The organism is Phaeodactylibacter sp. (assembly GCF_040219495.1).
Taxonomy (GTDB): domain Bacteria; phylum Bacteroidota; class Bacteroidia; order Chitinophagales; family Saprospiraceae; genus Phaeodactylibacter.
The window spans coordinates 37,254-60,364 of the sequence record NZ_JAVJSK010000135.1 but is presented as its reverse complement, the minus strand read 5'-3'; the positions used below and the strand labels follow the sequence as shown (position 1 = coordinate 60,364).

15 protein-coding genes and 1 pseudogene are annotated in these 23,111 nt (G+C 53.2%); 7 read left to right on the top strand and 9 right to left on the bottom strand.

Annotated elements, in window-relative coordinates; translation table 11 throughout:
- Window positions 1-10: 10 nt before the first annotated feature.
- The 3 genes and pseudogenes from RIC19_RS21770 to RIC19_RS21760 all read right to left on the bottom strand — a co-directional run.
- Window positions 11-1,042, bottom strand: coding sequence for a glycoside hydrolase family 130 protein (locus tag RIC19_RS21770; protein ID WP_350180486.1), 1,032 nt, complete (start codon window positions 1,040-1,042; stop codon window positions 11-13).
- Window positions 1,043-1,062: 20 nt separating this feature from the next.
- Window positions 1,063-1,275: a hypothetical protein gene (locus tag RIC19_RS21765; RefSeq protein ID WP_350180485.1), complete on the bottom strand. Its 213-nt coding sequence runs from the start codon at window positions 1,273-1,275 to the stop codon at window positions 1,063-1,065.
- Between the two features lie 103 nt (window positions 1,276-1,378).
- Window positions 1,379-1,936: pseudogene (locus RIC19_RS21760) on the bottom strand (sodium:solute symporter family transporter); the annotation flags it as partial.
- Window positions 1,937-2,152: 216 nt separating this feature from the next.
- On the opposite strand from RIC19_RS21760, the gene RIC19_RS21755 reads away from it, so the two are divergent.
- Both RIC19_RS21755 and RIC19_RS21750 read left to right on the top strand, forming a co-directional pair.
- Window positions 2,153-3,673: a hypothetical protein gene (locus RIC19_RS21755; RefSeq protein WP_350180483.1), complete on the top strand. Its 1,521-nt coding sequence runs from the start codon at window positions 2,153-2,155 to the stop codon at window positions 3,671-3,673.
- Between the two features lie 10 nt (window positions 3,674-3,683).
- Window positions 3,684-5,261 carry a glycoside hydrolase family 28 protein gene (locus RIC19_RS21750; protein ID WP_350180482.1) on the top strand — a complete coding sequence of 526 codons (1,578 nt, stop codon included), beginning with the start codon at window positions 3,684-3,686 and terminating at the stop codon, window positions 5,259-5,261.
- Between the two features lie 2 nt (window positions 5,262-5,263).
- Here the strand turns inward: RIC19_RS21750 and RIC19_RS21745 are convergent, their stop codons facing one another.
- From RIC19_RS21745 to RIC19_RS21720, 6 genes are all read right to left on the bottom strand, one after another.
- Window positions 5,264-6,700 carry a sulfatase gene (locus RIC19_RS21745; protein ID WP_350180481.1) on the bottom strand — a complete coding sequence of 479 codons (1,437 nt, stop codon included), beginning with the start codon at window positions 6,698-6,700 and terminating at the stop codon, window positions 5,264-5,266.
- 31 nt (window positions 6,701-6,731) lie between these two features.
- The gene (locus tag RIC19_RS21740; RefSeq protein WP_350180480.1) at window positions 6,732-7,955 is read right to left on the bottom strand and encodes a 3-keto-alpha-glucoside-1,2-lyase-like domain-containing protein; all 1,224 of its coding nucleotides are present in this window, start codon (window positions 7,953-7,955) and stop codon (window positions 6,732-6,734) included.
- Between the two features lie 32 nt (window positions 7,956-7,987).
- Complete coding sequence (locus tag RIC19_RS21735; protein WP_350180479.1) at window positions 7,988-9,493, bottom strand: T9SS type A sorting domain-containing protein; 1,506 nt, start codon at window positions 9,491-9,493, stop codon at window positions 7,988-7,990.
- 47 nt (window positions 9,494-9,540) lie between these two features.
- Window positions 9,541-11,898 carry a hypothetical protein gene (locus tag RIC19_RS21730; protein WP_350180478.1) on the bottom strand — a complete coding sequence of 786 codons (2,358 nt, stop codon included), beginning with the start codon at window positions 11,896-11,898 and terminating at the stop codon, window positions 9,541-9,543.
- 156 nt (window positions 11,899-12,054) lie between these two features.
- On the bottom strand, window positions 12,055-14,418 hold the full coding sequence (locus tag RIC19_RS21725; RefSeq protein ID WP_350180477.1) for a family 78 glycoside hydrolase catalytic domain: 2,364 nt from the start codon (window positions 14,416-14,418) through the stop codon (window positions 12,055-12,057).
- Entirely contained in the window at window positions 14,415-16,172 is a 1,758-nt protein-coding gene (locus tag RIC19_RS21720; RefSeq protein ID WP_350180476.1) for a sulfatase-like hydrolase/transferase, read from the bottom strand. Before RIC19_RS21720 ends, RIC19_RS21725 begins: the two co-directional genes overlap by 4 nt.
- 232 nt (window positions 16,173-16,404) lie before the next feature.
- Here RIC19_RS21720 and RIC19_RS21715 point away from each other — a divergent pair, with 232 nt between their 5' ends.
- From RIC19_RS21715 to RIC19_RS21695, 5 genes are all read left to right on the top strand, one after another.
- On the top strand, window positions 16,405-18,858 hold the full coding sequence (locus RIC19_RS21715) for a hypothetical protein (RefSeq protein ID WP_350180475.1): 2,454 nt from the start codon (window positions 16,405-16,407) through the stop codon (window positions 18,856-18,858).
- An 8-nt stretch (window positions 18,859-18,866) separates the two neighbouring features.
- Window positions 18,867-20,009 carry a four-carbon acid sugar kinase family protein gene (locus tag RIC19_RS21710; protein WP_350180474.1) on the top strand — a complete coding sequence of 381 codons (1,143 nt, stop codon included), beginning with the start codon at window positions 18,867-18,869 and terminating at the stop codon, window positions 20,007-20,009.
- A gap of 4 nt (window positions 20,010-20,013) precedes the next feature.
- Entirely contained in the window at window positions 20,014-21,069 is a 1,056-nt protein-coding gene (pdxA, locus tag RIC19_RS21705; RefSeq protein WP_350180473.1) for a 4-hydroxythreonine-4-phosphate dehydrogenase PdxA, read from the top strand.
- Window positions 21,066-21,992, top strand: a complete 927-nt coding sequence (locus RIC19_RS21700; RefSeq protein ID WP_350180472.1) for a 2-keto-3-deoxygluconate permease — start codon at window positions 21,066-21,068, stop codon at window positions 21,990-21,992. Before pdxA ends, RIC19_RS21700 begins: the two co-directional genes overlap by 4 nt.
- Before the next feature lie 81 nt (window positions 21,993-22,073).
- Entirely contained in the window at window positions 22,074-23,060 is a 987-nt protein-coding gene (locus RIC19_RS21695) for a DUF6282 family protein (RefSeq protein ID WP_350180471.1), read from the top strand.
- Window positions 23,061-23,111 lie beyond the last annotated feature (51 nt).

Genomic DNA, 23,111 nt, shown 5'->3' with positions numbered 1-23,111 from the left:
ATCTGTTTTTTTAGGTATGCTGATCAATAAATTCAAGAAGTTCCTCCATGCGCACAGAAGCCCGGCCAATAGCTGTATCACAGGCACCGTAGTACAGGTGCAGCCAACCCTCCTCCACGTAACCGCCGGTGGGGAAAATCACATTGGGTATATACAGCCCAAACTGCTCGTAATAGGCTTCGGGCTCCATGATGAACGCCCGGCTGCGTTTGAGCACCTTCGTGGGGTCTTCCAAATCCAGAAGCATAGCACCTGCCCGGTAGATGACCGTGCGGTCGGCTTCATGCAGCGTTTCCACACCATGGTAGATCACCAGCCATCCTTCACTAGTCCGTATTGGGGGCAAGCCTCCTCCAATGCGGTTGTTCTCCCAAGAGAATTCCGGCTTGGCGATCAGCGTATCACTATCCCAGTTTTCAAGATCATCGGAATAGGAAAGCCATATACCGGCTTTATCCGTCCCATATTCCGGCCCCACGTACTGCAGCGGGCGGCGCAGCATAGCATACCGCCCATTGATTTTTTCAGGAAAAAGGACCACATCGCGGTCGTCCAGCTCCAGGGGAGTGGCCCAGCACAGGTGCTCCCAGTGGTACAGGTCATCAGAGATGGCAATGCCTGAGCGGGTCTGATTCTTCTGGGGGTCGCCGTCGAAGCCCGGGAATTCGGTCTGAAAGGACTCCGGAACGCCTACGCCGGTGGGGTGCGAGCTCCAGGCAAAAGGGCGGTATGCGTAGGTCATATAGTAGCGCCCGTCTAAAGCGGTGATACGGGGGTCCTGTACACTGCCGTAAATACTACCTGCCATCTCTGGTGTAAAAACAGGCTGATCAGCAGAATGCCTAAAGCGTACGCCATCCTCGCTTTCCATCATACCGATGTAGCAGATAAAGGGGCGTAGCTGCCCGGCAGTACGCTCGTAAAGATACACCTTGCCGTTGGCCTGAATAATGCCGGGGTTAAAGACGGTCGCTTTACGCCAATCATACTTGCCTGGCTTGACGATGGGGTTGTCGGGATGTCGTTGCAGATGGAGTTTCATGCGGGCTATGCGGTTGAATGTTAATTTTCGAGTTTATCGTACCAGTTTTTCTTCAGCACATAAGAGCACAGCAGTACAATACCCAGAGCGCCCCAAAGCCGGGGCTGATCCTGTACGACAAAAAGTATAGGCAGGGCGATCAGGCCCAGTTGCCAGACTATGCCGGTAGCTACGTTGAACATGTCGCGCCCAAAGCTGGTGTTCTTCCGAAAGCCCGGGTCTTCCTGCCGCACCTTCTCATAGACTGGGCCCCAAAATCCCCAGGGGCGCACCTGCCGGTAAAACTGCATCAGTAGTGCATCCTCTTCCGGGGGGGTGAGGAGGCTGCCGCCAATGGAAGCCGACAGCCTCCTCACCCCCCAGGATAACGTATACCCCCGTGAAACTCATCATGATCACAGCGTAAGTGTTAGCCGACAGGTCCCACGGCAGGAATACCTTTACAAATTTGCCGATGCCCACAAAAGCGTAGCCCAGAAAACCCATCACGCTCACCAAAGCGAATGCCACTACAATAAGGTGCGACAAACGGGCACCGCTACCTTTCCCAAACCGGGTGGTGATCCACTCTGCCCCGGTCATCACGTTGGACCGCCTCAGCCATACCGAAAGGTAGACCATCATGAAAACCTGATTGAAAAAGGGCCAGAGCCAGGGGAACCAGATGCCTTTCAGGCCATAGACGAAAAATACCGATACCAACCACATAGTACCGGATACATCAAACATGCCCGAAGCATTAGACACACTGAGCACGTACCAGGGCATGTTCCTACCGCCCAGAAAGTACGCATCCATATCTTTTGATGCCCGCCTGGTAAAGTAAAGCCCCAGGAAAATGGTCATTCCAAAGTAGAGGATGATGATAACAAGGTCTAAAGCCGCTAACTCCATGGTTTTCGTAATGATTGGCGATGCCCGGGTGATTGGGCGATAAGCTACCCTTCAAATCAAAACAAAAACCGGCACCGGGGTATCCTGCCGCATGCTGCTTTGCTTCTCTGTTTTGTATTAGCCCTGAGCATGGCATACAGTAAACCACCGGATGGTTATGGGGGACCGGGCGGTTATCTTCCATCTCTGCACGTTCCTAACTAAAAACAGAAGCCGATGTATCAGACAAAAGACCGAAGAGCATTTTTAAAAGATTTGGGCACCGCCGGCCTCATAATGGGCGGTGCGGGGCTGCCGATTGCCGGAGCAATGACACCCCCTCCGCGTACAGAAAAACCCCTGGTGGGCATTCAAATCTCGCCTCTCAACTTTCTGGATGAGGGTATGGAAGCCTGCCTCGACCGCTTGGAGACAGCTGGCATCAACGCCTTGTTTTGCTACAGTCAGACCTACCACCTGAGCTACAATAAGCCCATCAGTGCCTTTGCCTCCCGCCCTGTCCCACCCCGGAGTTTTGCCGGGCGCGGCCTGCGCCATCAATGGATACAAACTCATCCCGAATTTTATAAAGACACCCTCCTGAGCCACGAAAAGCCTAACCCGGCTTACGAATACCACAACCGGGATATCTTCACTGAGCTCCTGCAGCCGGCCCGGCAGCGCGGCATGAAAGTCTATGCCCGTATCCTGGAAGCCAGCGCCAACCGGCGCGACCTCATCCCCAATTACGAAAAAGTCCTGACTGTAGATATCAACGGCCATACCGGGCGGGGCCCCTGCTGGAACCACCCGGACTACCGCGCCTGGATCAGCGGTACAGTTAAGGACCTCGTGACGCACTTCGACATCGCAGGCTTGCAATATGGGGCAGAGCGCACCGGGCCACTCTCCTACCTCCTGTACAGGGGCCTGGTACCTACCTGCTTCTGTGAGCATTGCACCCGGCGCAACGAAGCTAAAAATATTGACGCCGGCAGGGCCCGGGAAGGCTATCAGCAGCTTTATCAATTCATGCAAAAAGTCGAAGCTGATGTGCTGCCCGCTGATGGGGTACTCGCTTCCGTCTATGGTTACCTGCAACGCTACCCCGAGATACTCTCCTGGAACTATCAGTGGTTTCAGGCCGATAATGAAATACACCAGGAAATTTATGACGTAGCCAAAGCTATCAAACCCGACTTTGAAATTGGCCGCCACGTAGACCACCAGAGGTCCAGCTGGGATATCTGGTACCGGGCTGCCGTACCCTACTCCGACATGGCAGGCTCTGCCGATTTTGTAAAACCGATTGTTTACCATGACATCCTGGGCCCAAGGCTACGGAACTGGGTCATCAAAGAGATGCACCGGCATGCATGGCGGGACAAGACAGAGGCGGAAATACTGCAGGAATTCTATGCCTTGTTTGGATATGACTCCGCCCAAATGCCTGCACTTGAAGAGCTGAACAGCCGGGGGCTGGGCGCCCCTTATGTACAAAAAGAGACCGAACGCTGCGTCAAAGGCCTAAACGGTGGCGCCAAAGTATACACCGGACTGGGCGTGGATGTGCCATGGCACCTGCCTGAAGGCGGTATGGCTCCCTTCCCCAGCCCCCCGGATGTGCTAACGGCAGCCATACACGGAGCCTTCCAAGCCGGCGCTGACGGCATACTGATCTCCCGCGAGTACGAAGAAATCCGCCTGGAAAGCCTGAAAACCATCGGACAGGCTATGGCGGCAATCCACAGACCATAACACATCAAGTATGAACCTAAAGACAAAATGCCTTCTATTCTGGCTCGCTTTCCAGGCTTGCCTGATCAATCTGCACGCTCAAAGCCAACCGGCAGACCCTTTCGATAGCTTCAACCAAAAAGTCGAAGCTATTACCAATCAAATTACTGAAGTAAATATCCCCGATCGTACCATCAACCTAATGGAATATGCCGGGCAGGCACCTGACAGGGAAGGGACCTTCGACTTCCGGGAGTCCATCCAAAATGCAATACGGGAACTCTCAGCCCAGGGCGGAGGAACCCTCCACTTCCCCCATGTTGCTGAACCAGATGCCTGGGTCAAGCTGACAATGATCTACCGCATCAAAGGCCCAATCCACCTGGAAAGCAATATCGAACTGCTGATCGACCACTCCGTAAAGCTCTTTTTTGAATGTGCCCCGGAAGCCTATCTCGTGGATGGCAAAGGCACCCTGCGCCGGTACGAAGGCACCACGCTATACAGCCTCAGCCCCCTGATTTATGCCTTCAACAAACGGAATATCCGCATACGGGCCAATAAGGGCAACGGCGCCCTTCCGGAAATCACGGGCGATGGCGAATCCTGGATCCACTGGAGCAGTCAGGTGAAGGATGCAATGGCAGCAAGAGGAGAAGAACCCTACTGGGAATTCATCCGGGCCGTTAATAATGCTGATGTACCGCTGCGGGAACGCCACTATACAGATCTGGAACGGCACCCCTACCGCCCCATTATGATGGAGTTCTTCCTCTGCGAACAAGTGGAGGTCAACGGGCTTAAATTGTCTGATTCTCCCTTTTGGGTCGTCCACCCGGTTTTCAGCCAGAATATGGCTTTCCGGAATATCATTTTTGATGCCCAAAATGTCAATAACGATGGATTCGACCCGGAATCGTCTAAAAATATACTCATCGAAGACATCATTTTCAACAACCATGATGATAATGTCGCCATCAAAGCCGGCCGGGACAAAGAAGGGCGGGACGGTGTTGACATCAGCGGCACCGAACTCGAAGGGCTGGAGTCGGACTACATCCAAAACAGCCGCCTGGGCGGGGCCACGGAGAATATCGTCTTCCGCAACAGTACCATACAAGGCCACTATGCATTGGCTATAGGGAGCGAGATGTCAGGCAGCGTGCGCAATATCTATGCTTACAACTGTGTGGCGCCCATCTACGTCAAGTCAGGCCTGTTTATCAAAAGCAGCCGCAAACGCGGGGGCACAGTCAGCGATATTTATATCCGTAACTTCCAGATTAACCGGACATTACTGGATGCTATTGCGATAATCCCCAACTACGATGGGGATGCGGAATCTCCCTACCCTCCATCCTTTTCGAATATCTATATTGAGAATTTCCGGGTCAGGTCTACCGAAAATGGGCTGCGGTTATATGGTTGGCCGGATGCCAGGACAACGGACATCTACCTGAAGAATATCCGTTTTAACGAAGCGGCAAACCCCCTGCAATACAACTTTGTGGAAAACATCCGCCTGCAGCGTGTAAAAATCAACGATCAGGTGTACAACGACACCCTTTCGCGCAGTGAGGCCGACGAGTCCACACCGAATCAAAACTAATGCTACTGTGCCGGGGTGTCAAAATCAGCACCCCGGACACGCAGCATCTGCTGATGCAGGATATCGGTCAGTTCCTGATAGGCAGCCTGTCCGGCCAGGTTGTTCATTTGTTTGGGGTCTTGCCTTAGGTCGAATAGCATGCGGGCGGCTACACTGTCCGGCCCGGGCATCCACGCTGTGTAGGCATAATCATCAGTAATGAGGGACAGCCCGTCTTCCCATTTGGAAAAGGCATAACCCTGGCCTTCAGCGTCGGGGTTTTTCAGCTGCGGCTCCAGGCTTTGCCCCATAAGGTGTGCAGGCATTGGCACTCCTGCTAAATCGCAGAGGGTAGGGTAAAGATCAACGAGCTCGGCCACCGCATCTGTTTGGGAAGGAGCATAGCCTGGCGCACGCAAGAGCAAGGGAACGCGCTGAGCTTCCAGGAAGTTGAACTTTTTGCACCACATGCCATGATCGCCAAGGTACCAGCCATGATCGCCCCACAACACTACAACCGTATTGTCTGCGAGCCCGTATTCTTCCAGTGCATCCAGTACCCTGCCCACTTGTGCATCCACATAACTGACCGAGGCGTAGTATCCATGTATCAGCTTACGGGCCATAGAATCGGGTAGCGGGCCCTCAGGTATGCCGTAGTACACCAGCAGCTCTGTCCAGGGGTGAAAGGCCTCTTCGGGGGCGCTTTCCGGATGGTAAGACTGATGGCTGGGCAGCTCAATCGCACCGGGGTCGTACATATCCCAGTAACGAGCAGGGGGCGTAAATGGCAGATGAGGTTTAAGGAAACCGGCAGCCAGGAAAAAAGGCTGTTCCTGAGCTTTCAATTGCCTCAGGCGGGCTATAGCCAAATTGGCGATCTTACCGTCAAAATAGGCGGTATCGGGCAGGTCAAGATGCTCCCATGGCAAACCGAGCTGATGCAGGGAATCCAGGTAAAGATTTTCTTCAGAGTGGTAATCTGTCCAGCGCAGGCGGCCCTGAAAACGCTCGGGGGGCACACTCCACCCCTCAAGATGATCGTCGGCCCGGTCAAACACTTTACCAATGGAATAGGTTTGATAGCCTTGCTGCCTGAAATGAGTATGCAGGGGGACCGCTTCCGGATAGTCCTCGTCTGCCCGGGTGCGGGCACCCAGAAAACGATATCGGGTTGGATAGGCTCCCGTCAGCACGCTAGCCCGGGAAGCGCCACATACCGGCACCTGACAATAAGCGCGGTTGAACTGCACCGCAGTACTGGCCAGGCGGTTAATATTGGGGGTATGGATGTGGCTGCTACCGTAAGCGCCCAGCTCGGGCCGCAGGTCATCCACCGCAATGAATAAAATGTTTGGAGGAGAAGCAGGGGCGGGCTCACTGCAACCGATACCGCTCATCAAAAGCAGCACCAGGCACAGGAGCCAGCACCCGGTCTTCAATAATTGGCTTTGCATCATCCTAAATCCTTAAATATCTGTGATCAACTTTTTAGTAACCCAGGAAAGGAATGCCTTCCATATCCTTGATCATCATATCTTTCACTTGCAAGGCCTGCCCGGCAGCATCTGCACCCAACCAGAACCCGAGAGGACCGGCGCGGTCCAAAGCTGCAGGCACATGCGCCTCTGCCGTTTTCTGTCCGTTGATGAATACGGCTATCTGATCGTCAAAAGCGAACACTTCCAGCATATTCCAGCCTTGAATATCGGTACTGCCCGCCGGAGCACGACCGTAACCCATAATGGAGCCGGCTGGCCACTTTTCCAAATTGTCTTTTGTGGAATGTAAACTGATCAGCAGGCTATTGGCGTTGCCCACAGATGAAGACAGGGTATCCCACCTGAGCACTATTGCCGCCGCCTGAGCTTCTTCCACTCTAAAGCGGCATTTGAAGTAAACGTTTCGGTAAGCCTCAAGCGTTAGCAACGCTCCATCAGCAGTTGTTGTGGAGCCGGTGAGCAGTGCGTCGCTCAGGTTCCATTCCGCAGGCCCGATGGCCCGCCAGCCCTCCAAAGAGGCTGTTTCCAACGCAGGCCTGAGCTTGCGCTTGATGGTCCGGCGTAAGTAGTCTTCGATGGTTGGTCCCAGGTATACGGGTTCAGGTAGTGGCTTTATACGAATGTTGCGCCAGGACACTTCATGTTTGCGGAAGCCCCCATGGCACTGTAGCCCGATACGCCCCGAAAAACTGCGCCGCTCATGGGTTTCCATCATCAGGCTGTCATTGATCCAGGCCTGAATGTGATCGCCTTCAGCCCGGATGCGCAGGTGGTTCCAGCCTTCTGTATCAATATGGCCGAGCCAGGGAGCGCGGGCAACCCCATAAATCGATCCGCTCGGATAGTCTTTTTGTGGCTCATTCTCCAGGTTGATTTCATAACCAGTTACTGCCGGGTGCCCGGCCCTGAAGTCGTTGTAGCGAATGGCCACCCCACTGTTGTGGGGCGGAGGCAGGTAATACTCCGCTTCCAGTTCAAAGTGGGCATATTCGGCTTCTGTCAGCAACCAGCCTCCCTTCATGGAAGCCCGGTCTTTGAGTGTTAGCACACCGTCTGCTATTTCGATGTCAAAATCGCCAACGGCTTCCCACCCCATCAGGTCTTTTCCGTTGAAAAGCTCCTGCCAGGAAACAGGCTCCTGGCAGAAGACGGAGTTTAGACGGATCAACGTCATCCAAAATAATGTCCAATAAAAACTTTTTCTGTATTGCATGTTCCGTTTTAATGATAGTGGGACTTATAGCGTCATAGTGAGCCTTTGACAAAGGAAGACCGCCTCAGGGTGCCATCCTGCATTCTCAGCTGAACGTAATAGAGGCCTGGAGGCAGCGCAACGGTATCAAGCGTCAGAGGGTCGACCAGGCTATTCACTGAAGTAGCCAGCACCTGTTGCCCGAAAGGATTATAAACAACCAGGCCTCCGGTTTCAGCAGCCGGAACATCCAGGGCCAGCTCCTCCCGGCAGGGATTCGGAAATGCTCTTATGCCGGGGATTTCCCGCTTGAAGTCGAGGAAGCCGGTAGAGCTCTGGGCATAGTCGTAAAGGGCCCGGTACTTGGGCGCATCCGCCATAGGCTGCCCGGTGAACCGCTTGGAGCCCCAGCAGTTTTGGCTGGAACATTCACCAGCATTTACGTAATGGGCGAACACGGTAAGATAGTCGTCCAGTGCTTCCAGGTATTCGATGTACAAACCATACATCTCCGGATCATAATTGACCATGTCGGCATTCGTCTGAATATGCTGCCCGCCTTCGTAGGCAATCAGGTTTATTGATTCATCAATGGCTTTGACCTTTTCGTAATTTTTGATCACGCCGTCCATACGGGAATCTTTGCTGGGGTTGTCCCAGCGGTGGTCAAAAATATCGGTATGCAGCAGTTGCCACACATTGGAGACATTAGCATTCAGGCCATTGCCCCCGAAATAGGGCGCTATGCCAAACACATCCGGGTGGAGCCCGTTGGGATTGTCGCTGCTGTACAGGTAGGTGAGCTGCTCATGGCCGATCCAGCTATTGGTTGCCTGTCCGCAAATGGTCTTTACCACCCGGTTCTCAAACTCCTCACCAAATACAGTTTGGAAATTGCCCCACAGCTCTGCCGAACGATGAGCCACATATTGCTGACGGGTGAGCCCAAGCGCCGCCCCCTGCTGATCGGCATAACCACCCTGCTCCTGGAAATTCCAGACTTCATTGGAGTACTCAACATATACCTTCAGGCCGGGCTTAAGCTGTCCATGGATGAGCTCCGCCAGGTTGATGTGGTAGTCGTCCACAGCTTTGTGCGGCAGGCAAATCCACATATCCGAATCGGTGCGGTTGCAAAGGTCCACCATCCATTCATAGGCTATACCTAAATCCTCGTTGAAGGTAGCAGTCTGGCCCTGGTCCGTTGGCAGGCGGCGCTGATGCCAGAACTGAATTGGTGATTTGTTGGTCGGTACCCAGTCCATAAACCGAAGTACAGTGTAAAATTCTATTTCTTCCAGGAAGGCTTCGTTCCAAACATTCTCGTTCACCAGGTGGTCATCGCCAATACCGCTGTTCCAGGCAGAGGAGAAGTTGACCCCGTTTTTGAAGGGCAGCTCACCGGTCCAGTCTACTCTGGCCCAGAAGTTGGTGCCGATCTCCATTTGCTGAGCACTGCTTGGGCAGGGGGCGCTCAGCATAAAAGCAATCACCCAGAAGCCAAAGGCAAGAATACCTTTAGAAAAGGTGCCCGGGATATTTTCGGTTTTTTGTTTCATGATCATCAAGTTTTTTGTCTGTGAACAGGTATCTGTGATAGCCGTAATTAAGCCTCTTCCAGTCTGAAAATACGCGTTTCGTAAGCTTTGGCTTTAAAAGCAATCCGCTGCGCTTTTGCGGCCACTGCCTCTCCGGTAAGGGCGTCGGCTACTTTGGCTGGAGCCGGCAGGAAAACCTCCTGCTGCCCATCTCGTGCAGCGGTAACTGATACGTACCTGTTATTGGCATAAATAAGGGCATGATCGCGGTTGTAGACATGCACACCGGCCGATTCAGCAATATTGCGGATGATTTCAGGCTGCAACAGGGGCGCTGAGACGTAGACAGAGCGGTACTGCCCCATATCTTTGACTGCAAAACCAGTATGCCCGTACCCCCGCAGTTGCCCCAGAGAGGTCGCACTCCGGTCATTGACATAGAAAATGGGGGCAAACTTGTAGTCTCCTGTATTTTTGGGCCATGGCATCCAACGGATATCTTTGGTGAAAAAACCGGGGTCCATATCTGTACCAAAGCTTTCGCCCTGCTTTACGCCCTTCAGAAACGGATGACTGTTGCCCGTGACTTCCACCTGAATAAAATCCTGTTTGTCGATTTTGCCCATCTTCATCCCGGTAAGGGCTTCTATATGCTTCAGGCTCCCGGTTTTACCATCGAGGTAGCCCGGCGCATAAAACCAAATAGCCGTGGCCCCGTCAGCTTCCAGTTTCGCTTTAATGGCCTCCCGCATTTTTGGTGGTACATAGTGGACGTCCATAAAGACGTAGACCTTATAGGATTTTTCAACCATAGGCAGGGCCTCCAGGATATAATCATCAAACGGGATCCCGACTTTGGGCATAAACCATTGCCGGAAGGCTTCCACATAAAGATTGCCAAAGACCTTCTCCATACGGCGATGGTAAAGCCCCTCATTGGATGTAAATATGGCCATCTCAGTCACGGAGGCGTTGTTTTCACTTTGATTCTGGTCTACCAGTTTCTTCAGTTGCCCAATGGTATCGAGCAGGGCGGGGTCATCAAACCAGAAAGGGCCCCATGCCTCAGGGGAATGGCGTACAATGGGGAACATATTCCCGGGCCCGCCTTCCAGCCAGTAGGCGTGGAAGTTTTTGGTGAGGCTGTAGCTGACATCCCGTTTGAGTAATTGCTCAGACTCCCAGGGGGTAGACGCGTTTTGGTTAGATCCGCCCCGAAGGTGGGGTTTGCTATCAATCTGATCAACCATAAGCTTTCCGTGCAGGGTAACGGTATCCACTGCATGCTGAGAATAATGCGTACCGTTGATACTCCGATTGTAGTAATGATAAGGCGAGTGCATGAAGTCCACCCATTCGGACTGCATCGCCAGCATTGCGGTGCCGTGGCCGTGGTGGTGGGGATAGAGGTTGCTATCATGCCGCCCGCAATAGCTGTAGCCATACATCATACCAGCCAGGCGGGGGATATCAGAGCTTTGCTTAATGGTTTTGCACCAGTGAATACCAAGCTCTGCCAGCGTCTCATCATAGCAAAGGTAATAATCAGCAATGCGGTTGCCCAGCGGTGTGAGGGTGTAGAAGAAGGAAGGGTCTTCTGCATACAAACGCTGCTCTTTGGAAGGCACACTTGCTGTTTCGAAGGTCACATTGGGGTCATTCCAGCTTTCACGCAGGGCACGCTCATCGCCGGCATAACGCGCTCTGAGCCAATCCCGCAGGCGCTCCTGCATCGGTTTGGAAAAATCTGCCCAACCGAACTTCCCGCCTGATTTGCGGTGGTGGCTGAACCATTCATTGGCATTGTAGATGGGGTTGAACCCGATGATATTCTGCGCATACCGGCTGTTGGAGAAGTACTTGACAAAAGCGGCAAACGCCCGGGCACTGTCTTCCCACCATATTTTGGAAGCGATAGAGGCGGCCTCCAGGCGCTGCCCGGTATCAAACTGTGTCAGCTCCTCTTCATGGGCTTTGCACCATTTATAGGGAGCACCGCCGGCAGCGCCCACGTACAGAATAAGCCGGATATCCGGTTTTTGCTCCACGAGCCGGCGCAGGTGGGCCTCATACTTATCAAAATAGAACTCCTCCTCTCCGTTCCAGCAAAGAGAGATGGCTGTATCCAGGGAAGTAAAATACACCTGAATACCTGCCGGGGCATACATCTCCAGTTTTTCCGGCCCGTAATCACCGGGCAGCGCCAGGCGGGCCCACATGCGGGAGGCTTTCTGACCATCGATGAAGAGCTCAGGGTAGCCATTAATGACTTTGACAACGGCGCCCTTTTCCGCAACCGCATCATCCAGATACCTGGGGGTATCTTCAGCTGCTAGCGCTGGAAATACCGGCGAGATGAGCGAAGAGGAAAAAGCAAGACCGGCTTTTTTAAGGAAGTTCCGGCGGGAATCGTTTGATGACTGCATAATGGCTTTTTTAGCGGGCTTGATGCTTCGGGTATCATTGCGGGACCAAAATGGCTACCTCCTTCCCACTACACTGAACCAATGCATCAAATCCAATATATTCAAACATAGCTCTGCCTCATTTTCTAATGTTATGGCAGGAAGGCTTAGCGTGCTCTAGAGCAGGGTTTCAATGCGGTTGACCCCACTGTTCAGCGGTATATGTTCTGTACCAAAGCACCAGTCTCCTGAAAGACCATCCGGCAGTACAACCTCCGCCCTGAGCTTGCCTCCCACAACCTGATAGTGCACCTGAATACGGCCCTTGGGGTGGGGCATTGAGGCGCTTACTTTCTGAAGGCCGTTGAGGTTTGGTGCAATCCGAACCCGGTTGAAGCCCGTGTCTGCCGGCTGAATTCCACAAACAAGGCTCAGCAGGTAATACGATGGATGTGCACTCCAGGCGTGACAATCTGAACGGTCATGTGAAGCAAATCCAGTCTCACCAAAAGTGGTAAAGCCTTTCTCCTGAAAGCCCTCCCAAAAATCCAGGTGCTCCAGGAACAGATGCCCCCGGCCTGCTTTTTGCATGGCCTTAAACAGGAAAAAGGCAAAATAGGAACTGGCTCTTTCATCAAAATGCTCATAGCTCACTACCCTGTCGAATAGCGCGGGCTGCGAAACCGGCGCAACCGCATCACAAAGGATTGCGAGTATGTTGGTATGCTGTGAAAATTGCTTTTTGTCGGGGAAGTCCGCTATGAGCTGCTTCTCTTCATCCCAGCAGTGGATAAACACAGCCGTTTTGATTTTGGCAGACACCTGCTCCCAGTACCTGGCTTTTTCCTCTTCCCCCAGCATTTCATACAGCTTTACCGCACAGTCCAGGGTATGCGCATAGTACAAAGTCAGCATAGCAGAGTGGCGAAGGACGAACCGGGGCCTGGGCTGAGGCACGGTGCCTTTATGCATGCTCCAGTCCATAAAGTTCCGGGTATGAATAGGCCCCAGCAGCCCCATAGACTCATCAAGGTTGTACAAGTAGAAATTGAGTACGCCTTCTATAGGCTCAGCAAGCTGTTGCACAAAAGCAGTATCGCCACGGAAAACGAAGTAGTCCCAAAGGCTTTGCACCCATGCCAGGCTCCAGGTCCCCTGGTCAAAATTGAACCGGGAAGGATAAGCAGACTTGAAAAGGCGGGTTTCCTGGTTGACCGATTGCGGGTACAGCCGCATCATTTCGCGGAACAGCCGGTCATCAGTGGAGTTGTAAAAGGAGATGGAAGCAATGGGGCGGTTGTCGCCACCATAGCTCAGTTGTTCATAGTAAGGCGTATCATAATAGGTCTCTCCGGAGCACATACGCAGGGTGCGCAGCCCCATTTCAAATAGCTCGTTGAGCTGAGGGTCATTGCTTTCAAAAGTCCCCATATCCGGATAGGGGTAACCGGAATACTGACTGCGCAACGACAGGAGCTGAAGTGGTTCTTCGCCTGTAGTAATGTCTACTTCAACATAGCGGAAAGCGCGTTTCCAGATTGGCCGGAAGGTGCGTTTTTCTCCGTTAGTATGGAAGATATCGAATACGCCGTACATCGTCAGGTTGTCCACTGAGTCCCGGTGCCCTTTGATGTTGGGGCTTTCATAGAGGGCTTCCGCATAACGTACTTTAAGCGCACTGCCAGCCCCATTTTCTACTGTTAGCTCCGGGTAGCCCATCGTGAACACCTCGTAGTCAAACAGTATCCTAGCCTGAGTTTGAGCAGGTACGGTGATAGCAGAACGCCCCTTCAGAAAGCCAGGTGGCACTTTTACGCCCGCAGCCCTACGGATGGCTTGGGGGGTTTCCATATGAGTGTCCATGAAGGGGATGTTGCGGGCCACCAGGTTCCAGGGAGCCTTGCCCTGAAAATCAAGCACTTCCGGTACCATCCAGCCGCTGTCATCATAAGCCAGGGTTTCCCACCCCCAGGGGTAGCGGTCAGCAAATACTTCATCGCCAGGCCCACAGGCATAGTACCCCTTTACCCATGAGCGGGTATCAAGCTCTTCATAGAGAATAGGATCATAGGCTTCATTCCGAAAGGTTTTCCACCCCTGATCGCTATTGATAAAAGCAAATACCGGGTCTTCGCTCCGGAATAGAAAAGCGGTTTGGGCAGATATAAACGCCATCGGCTTGTCATTGCCCATATTGAAGACCAGTACTGCGATAATATTCGCTCCTTCTTTCAGGAATGGGGCGAGGTCCAGTACATCGTACTTGTAAGTTTTGAGGTCGCCCTTTGCCGGACCGAAGCAGGCCCTCTGCCCGTTGACAAAAAGCTCATAGCGGTTATCAGCTGAAATATGCACCAGCAGCTCAGCGGGCTTCTCTTTCAGCACAAAAGCCTTTCGGAAATGGTAAACCCCGTACCCGGTTGTATTCGCTGTGGGATAACACACCCAAGGCTCGGTATTGTTTTGCGCCATCAAAACGCTGCTTGCCAGAAACACAAGAAGCAAAGCGATACTGATGCGAAGCGTATTTCTTAATCTCATTCCCTGAGTTGGTTTAATTCGTTGAGGGTATAAGCTACAAATAGATGAGTGGAGCTGTCTTTACCAACTTGTTCCATTAGAGATTCCAGGTGGTTAAGTGCTTGCTGCAGGTATCCGTGCCTGCCCAATGTACGAGCGGCAGCTACCTGTACTGCAACGGAAGGGTGCTCCAGCTGCTCACTAACAAAATTATAATGCTCCCCCAATGAAGCATCCTGTAGTACCCTGCTCATTGCATAAAGACCCCAGTACCGGACTGCCGGGAAAGGGTCACGGGCGGCCTTCAGGACCGCCTTTGCGTCCGTACCTGGCACATTGAGCAGAGCCGCTTCCCAGGAGCGCCGCACCAATTCCGGATTAGCTCGTGCCCAGTCATAAAGGGCCATGCCCTCTCTTTCCTGTATAGCATGTAGCTCCGGCTCGGGTATGGCCCCCAGATCAAGGGTGGCAGCCCGCCAGGATTCGTGTGCCAGCCGCAGCTCTCTGAGCTTGTCCTGATAAGCCGGATCGGCGGCAAGATTGTTTAACTCATCCGGATCCGATGCTGTATCGTACAGCTCCTCAACGGGCTTGCTCGTATGGAACCAGATCTCCTGTTCGGGCTCTAACTCACCAGCCTCATGCAAATCAATAAGGGACTGCATCATTGGCACCTGCAACCGGTACCTGATATCCTGAATGTTGGGCCGCTCGGGGTGGTAGTTCCGGAAATACTTATAGCGCTTATCCCGAACACCTCTGACCAGATCATACTGCCCGTCCATGCGGTCGCGATGCAAATACACATAGTCCCGCTCCGGTGCTTTCTGCCCACCCAGAAAAGGGCGGCCGTGCATATGTCCGGGCACGTCCACTCCCACCAGGGAAAGCATCGAAGGCCCCAGGTCTATCAGGCTGATCAGTTCATCTGTTCGGCTACCTGCCCCATACCCATCCGGGTAGCGAATGATGAATGGCACCTTAACACCGGAATCATACAACTCCCGCTTTTGCCGGGGCAGTGGGCCACCGTGGTCGCTCCAGAAGACGATGATGGTACTGTCCAGCAGATTTGCCGATTCCAGCTGCCGGAAAATATAGCCTACATGTGCATCCAAATCCATGATATTGGAATACACCCGGGCTATACTCTTGCGTACTTCCTCATTGTCCTGAGGATAATAACCTGGTACCGGCACGTCATCAATATCTACACCAAGGAAGTTGCGCTCGTTGTACCAGGTTTTGTGCTCGTGGGTGACGATGTTGTTAAATACCGTAAAAAACGGCTGCCCGGGTGCCCGGTTGCGCCAGTGAGCCGTTTGGCTGCTTTCATCCCAGGTCCCTGTTGGCTTTTTGAAGTTGAAATCTTCTTTGTGCTGATTGGTGCAGTAATAACCGGACTCCCGCAGGTAAGTGGTAAACGGGCGGATTTCAGGAGGTACCCCAATACCCCAGGTACGCATGTGTTGTGTGCCCATGGAAGTGGGGTACACGCCAGTAATCATAGAGGAACGACTGGGTGCGCATACCCCTGCTACTGTAAAGGCGTTTTCGTACACTACGCCTTCATTAGCCAGCCGGTCGATATTGGGCGTATAAGCTGTGGAATCTCCATAGGCTGCCAGCATGCAACCAATATCCTCGGTGGAAATCCACAGAATGTTGGGCTGAAAACCAAGGCGTTCTGCCGGGGAGGCCTCTTGTGCGAACAGTGGCGTACCCGTTAGCCCGATCAGCAGGCAGAGGCTAATCATACGAACACAAATCATCATGATTTATCTTATTTTTTGTTTGAAGTGAGGCCTTTATCCACTGCTTGCGTAGTATCAAAAAGCCTCCGGAAAGCAAACAATAATAAGGTTCTGTTTCCACTTTTACTACAGGATGGGGCAGGATAGCCTGCCTGACAGCAGGCTATTGCAGGACACTCTGCCCCACGATAGGTTAGAAATTAGGTGGATAAACCGGAGCGGCCCGCGTGGTTGCTCCCAAATCCATTATTTTATGCCTGACTATATCCGATTTTTTACGGCATGCCTGCTGCTCATAGCAAGCGCCTGCGGGCCCGATCAGCCTGCTGTACACGTCTACGAGGAAGAAGGAGCTGCCATTATTGAGCAGGAGCAACTACGCATTGCATTTGACCTCTCTACCGGAAAATATGATATCAACCATCGGCCTGACGGGAAAGCACTAATCAGAGGAGCCGCTTTTCAAATCAATGATTTGCAGCCTGACAGTACCTGGCAATATGAATGGGCCGCACTGCCTCTTCAAGACAGCCTTGGCAGCGGACAAACCCTTTCTATAAAAGCCACCAAATCAGGGCAGCCCGGGCTCATTCTACAGCTTCAGCTCTATGAGAATGCTCACTATGTAGCTTTCAACTGGGGCTATCAGAATACGTCTCCCCGCCCGGTGCAGGTAAAGAATGCAGCCGTCTTGAGTGGAGTGGCTTACCCCGGGGCAGCCTTCCGGGATTACTATGTGCTCGATGGGGAAAGCAATGACTATCAGACTGTTGTCACTCAGGCTGATACCCTCCTAAGCACCAATAATCTGCTCGCCACCTGGGGCGCCAAAGGCCAAACCAAAACTGCTGTGGTAGCCGGCGGGCTTACCTATCTGGAGTTCTTAAAATACATGGAAGCCATAAGAGTGGAAGACGGGCTGCAGTTACGGATGTGGCTGGAAGACCCGGTGGGCAAACGGGTAGACCCGGACAGCACTTTCCTGTCCACTGACCGCTTCTACCTCGATTTATTGACCTCCAACCGCTACGAAGCGCTGGAGCAGTACGGGCAGGTGCTCGCTAAGGCCAACAAAGTGGATATTTCCGGACCGGACTATGCGATCCTGAATTTCTGGTATGCTTACATCCGTTACTATGGCGGGGACGAATTCTTAAACAACACCTCCGGCACCGTTGAGGCGATGGAAAAAACCGCCCAAACCGGCTTTCTGAAATATGGCCCCATCGGCATACGGCTGGAACCCGATGACTATGCGATGCCCAATAACCAACAAGGCTGGTGGGATGACGAGCACTGGGCTATGTATGAAGGCGGGCAATTTTTACCTCCCTATGAGACGCTCAACAAATGGGCAGAGGCTATACATAACCTGGGCGGCCGGCCTTTCCTCTATTTTCAAACAGCACGGCGCTCAGAAGACTATGCCCTTGCCCATCCGGAGCATATGCTCTTTAATGATGCCCACCGGGAGCGCAGCGGCGGCCCCGAAGGCTGGTGGGAAGGGGGCGACCGGTACTGGAGCTATGATTTTACAGATCCGGGCTTTGTGGTTCATATGGAAGACGTGTATGCCCGGCTGCGCAAAGCCGGAGTGGCTGGCGTCAAATACGACTATCCGCTAACCGGATGGGCTTACGATGGCGGGTTCGAAGACCCCTATGCCACTACGGCCTATGCCTACCGTCGTATCTACGAACTGGCCTACGATGGACTGGGCCCGGGCCGCGACATCCACGAGCGTATGGGCAAAGGCGATATCACCCTCGGTGTGATCACCACCCATCGTACGGAAGGCGATAATGATGTAGTCATGCCACCAATGACTGCAAAGACGGGGCTCCGATGGTACAAAAACCGGGTAGTTTACCATTGCGACCAGGACGCCCGCAACCCTTACAATGCCTTGCCTTATGGTTCCCGTCACGGCGTAAGGGCTATGTTTACCATGACCTACCTGACCTCCGGCCGGATGGAAATTGGCAAGTACCTCTACAAAATGGCGGATACTATGCAGTACGACCTCTCGCGGGTCCTGCCCCTGCACCAAACGCCGGTCAGCCCAAGGCCCGTCGATGCATTCTCCGGGGTGGATTACCCTCAGGTTTATGACTTGCCCCTCACCGATCAGTGGCATATCCTCACCTTCTACAATACCCGTTGGACCGGTCAGGAATGGCCTTCCACGCTGAAGGGGCGCTACAAAAAACTGGAGGAGAAACTACTCCCCCAAACCATCGGGCTGCCGCTTGGCGCACCTACCGATGAAGGCGGGCTGGGTTTTGCTGCCGGACAGCTGTTCCACGTCTGGGATTTTTGGAATACCCGCTACCTTGGCACCTACTCCGGATCTGACTCCCTGATACAACATCTGGCACCCGGTGAAGCCCGGGTGATGGCCATTCATGCAGCAACCCCACATCCACAGTTCCTCTCCACCAACCGGCATATTCTGCAAGGGTATGTGGAAATGCCCGGACTACCGGTCTGGGATGCTGAACAGAAGCAACTACAAGGCAGCGTAGAAACGATAGGTGAAGAAGAAATGCAGCTTTTCTTTTCGGCCAACGGGTCAACAGTGCGTACCGTCAAATCCGATGCAGCCGCTGTTAGATGGGGCTGGATTGATGAGGAGAAAGGCATCTTCGCTCTATACCTAACCACCACTGCCAACCAACTTTGTGCCTTTACCATTGACTTTGAATAGCCCTGACCATGCAGCAAAAGCCCATAATTGTTTTGGCTGATGACAGCTCAGGAGCTTGCGAAATGGCAGGTATTGCCCTTCGCTTTGGCCTGCCTGCCGAGGTACAACAATCCTTTAATACAGCTACCGATGCAGCGGTGATCGTTTACAACAGTGACACCCGGAGCAGAGAACTGCCTGAGGCCCGGCAAATAGTACGGGCATTTTGCCAGCGACTGCCGAAGCAGGGCCCCGGGTTTTATTTATTCAAAAAGATCGACTCTGTACTGCGCGGGCATATAGTGGAGGAAGCCCGTATCCTTCAGCATGCGCTGAATCTGGAACAGGCTTTTCTGCTACCCGCTAACCCTTCCAGAGGGAGGATCATCCAAAACAGAGCGTACCTGATCAACGGGCAACCTCTGCACAAAACTGCTTTCCGCTATGATCCTGATTTTCCAAGGGCGCACGCCTACCTGCCCCATCTGCTTGGGGATAGTCAGCAAATTAACCATCTTCAGGAAGGGGAAAGGCCCGATCGGGCGGGCCTGTTCACGATGGATGTAACCCGGGCTTCCACTTTGCAGGATTTTGTTGATCCTCAGGCCGGGCATTTGTATTGTGGTGCAGCCGACGCCTTCCAAGCCTTTCTAAAAAAGCTGGGCAAGACTCCCACCCCCTCTAACCCGCCACTGGAGTACCTTACCGCCAACTATTTTATTGTGGTGGGCGGCAGTACATTCCAGGCCCCTAACCAAACCCTGCTTGACCGGCATACAACGCTGCCCCGCCTCACGCTGCCCCTTCACCTGCCGAAAGATAGCCACGCCTGGCAGGCAGAAGCCATTGCCCTTTTTAAGCAACACCGATGCCTTTTCATAAGAGCACCTAAGGAGATTCGCCCTTCCCCGGGTACTGCAAGGCAGATCGAAACCCTGCTTGCCCGGGCTGTAGTACTTCTTCTATCCCTAACTGAAGGGGAACGAGCCCATATCCTTGCCACAGGCGGGGCTACTGCCGCTGCGATCATTCAAATGCTTGGCTCCCCCTGCCTGCATGCCCGGCAGGAACTCGCACCAGGAGTTGTAGTCCTGGAAACTGCTGAAGGCCTCCAACTGACCATTAAACCGGGCAGCTATCCCTGGCCGGACATCCGTTTTAAAATCCGATAAGACTATGCAACCTTCTTTTAGGCCCATATTGGGCATTAGTACCGGTGACCCGGCCGGCATTGGCCCCGAAGTGACTGCCAAAGCGCTGTCAAAGCCCGAACTGTACAGCATCTGCCGCCCCCTTGCCGTGGGTGATGCAGGTATTATGGAGCAAATTATTGACCTGTGTGATCTTCATCTTCGGGTCAATGTTGTTCACGCCCCTGCTGACGGGCGGTACGAGCCGGGCACCCTCGATGTTTTAAGCCTTGACAATGTGCCGCCTGCTGAATTTCGGTTCAATGAAGTGTCTGGCATGTGTGGCAGCGCTTCTTACGAATACATCGCTAAAGTCATTGAACTGGCTATGAATGGGGACATCCATGGTACAGTCACCGGACCCATTCATAAGGAAGCACTACGGATGGCGGGATACCCATTTGCGGGGCATACGGAAATTTATGGGCACCTGACCGGCACAAAGGACTATGCCATGATGCTGGCAGATGAAGGCTTCCGGGTCGTTCATGTTTCTACCCATGTATCACTGCGGGAAGCTATAGACCGTACCAAACAAAACCGTATTCTCCGGGTCATCCACCTGGCTAATGATGCCCTGAAGCGTATGGGCATAACTCAACCACGCATTGCAGTGGCCGGACTCAATCCTCATGCCGGGGAGCATGGCTTGTTTGGTACCGAAGAGATTGAAGAAATTGAGCCTGCTATTGTGGCAGCCCGGGCACTCGGCATAGATGCAGATGGGCCCCACCCGCCGGACACGATTTTCCCCAAAATGAAGGGGGGCGGCTACGATATCGTGGTGTGTATGTACCACGATCAGGGGCACATCCCCACCAAAGTATTAGCGTTCAATTATGACCACGAAAGCGGGAAGTGGATGGGGCTTTCCGGTGTCAATATAACCTTGGGGCTGCCTATCATCCGGGTATCTGTAGACCATGGTGTGGCTTTCGACAAGGGAGGCAAAAACGAAGCAAATGAAGAGAGTATGGTCAACGCCATACAATATGCGGCCCGCTTTGCCTCCGCCACCCCTGTAAAAACCAACCACTCATGAAAGTCATGTCAACCCTTAAGCGCATTCCCGGAGGTTTGATGGTAGTACCGCTGATCGTTGGGGCTGCCCTCAACTCCCTGTTCCCGGAAGTCTTGCAAATAGGCGGGTTTACCACAGCAATAGCGGGAGGAGCGGCACCCTTAATTGGTGCTTTTCTGTTTTGTATGGGTGCGGGGATCCGTATCAGGGCGGCGCCACTGGCAATGCGCAAAGGGGCGGTGATCACCCTGAGTAAGTTTGCCTCGGGCACTGCGCTGGGGTTAGTCATTGGGTATTTTTGGGGCTCAGATGGTTTTTGGGGGCTATCTGTCGTGGCTGTCATTTCCGCAACCACCAATACCAATGGAGGGCTTTATGCCGCGCTTGCTGGTGAATTTGGGGATGAGACCGATGTGGCTTCTATCGCCATCATTTCAATTAACGATGGCCCTTTCCTTACTATGATTGCGCTGGGCGCCGCCGGTGTGGCCCAAATCCCTTTTCTTGCATTGCTGGGGGTTGTACTGCCTATTCTGGTGGGGATGATCCTGGGCAACCTCGATGAGGAGGCCCGCCATTTCTTTCTGACTGGCGGCATGGTACTCATTCCCATTTTTGCGTTCAGCCTGGGCTGTGGGCTGGAAGCAGCAATGCTGTTAAAAGCAGGGCTGCCAGGCCTGTTCCTGGGGTTCGTGGTGGTTTTTGTGGGAGGCTTTTTCAACATCAGGGCGGACCGGCTGGCTGGGGGAACAGGTATTGCCGGAGCTGCGGCCTCAAGCACAGCCGGCAATGCTGTGGCCACTCCTGCTGCACTGGCTCTGGCAGACCCCTCGCTGGAACCTCTAGTCGGTCAGGCGACAGCACAGGTAGCCGCAGCTTGCCTGGCTTCCACCCTGCTGACGCCCCTGCTCGTTGCCCTCGTGCATAAGAACCGGAAACAGTAACTCCTTTTCTAAACTTTGCCTGCCCCTGTCAGCACTACGCAGCTGAGTACCGGGCGCGGCGTCTAATCGTATTTTATAACTATGAAACCTCTTTTTATCAATCGTTGCTTTTGTCAGATGCGGATTTTGCTGTTGGTGGCCTTGATCTCTTATGGTCCATCGATCCTATCTGCACAGTATCCCGGTGCACCATCGGCCGGGCACTTGCTCGAAGGCGCTATTGACATCCACATGCACACTGCACCAGATATATTTGGGCGTTCAGTCAACGACCTTGAAGCTGCCGAAATGGCTGAAGCACGCGGGTTCCGGGCTATCGTGCTCAAAAACCACATCAGCAGTACAGCCGGCCGGGCAGCACTGGCTAATTTGAAGACGAAGGAACTTATGGTATTTGGAGGCATTGCCCTCAACCGGGTAGTAGGCGGCCTAAATCCGGAGGCCGTCAGAAATATGGCGCTCATGGAAGGGCGGTTTGGTCGTTTTGTCTGGTTCCCTACTTTTGATGCGGGGCACCATCAGTCTAACTTTGGAAGTAAAGGCACCGGCCTGAGTATACTCGAAGAAGGCACGCTCAAAACGGATGTCCTTGCCATCCTTGATTTGATCAAAACCTATGATCTGGTATTAGCTACCGGGCATTTGTCGGGAGAGGAAGTGGTTGCTTTGGTACAAGCCGCCCATGAACGGGGAATATGGCGAATCGTCATTACACATGCTATGGGCGACAGCCCGGGACTAACACTCGAAGAGATGCAGATGCTGAGCAAATATGGGGTTTATTTTGAACTGACCTACCTAAGCTATCTGACCGGACCACAATCTCACCTTGGCTTCTTGCAAAACGGCAAACACGTATCGATAGCGCAAATGGCCGAGGCGGTAAAAGCTATTGGTGCGGAACGGTTTATTATGAGTACGGACCTTGGGCAATCCGGCAACCCGGTGCCTTCTGATGGCATGCTGCAATTCGTAACCCTTATGCTCAATGCGGGGCTAATCGAGACGGAGGTTATTACAATGATCCGAAAAAACCCCTATCGCTTGCTGTTTGGGAAGCAGGACTAATTCGCTAAGAGCCCAAAAAAAGCGGGATGCAAACAAGGTAATTCCCCATCT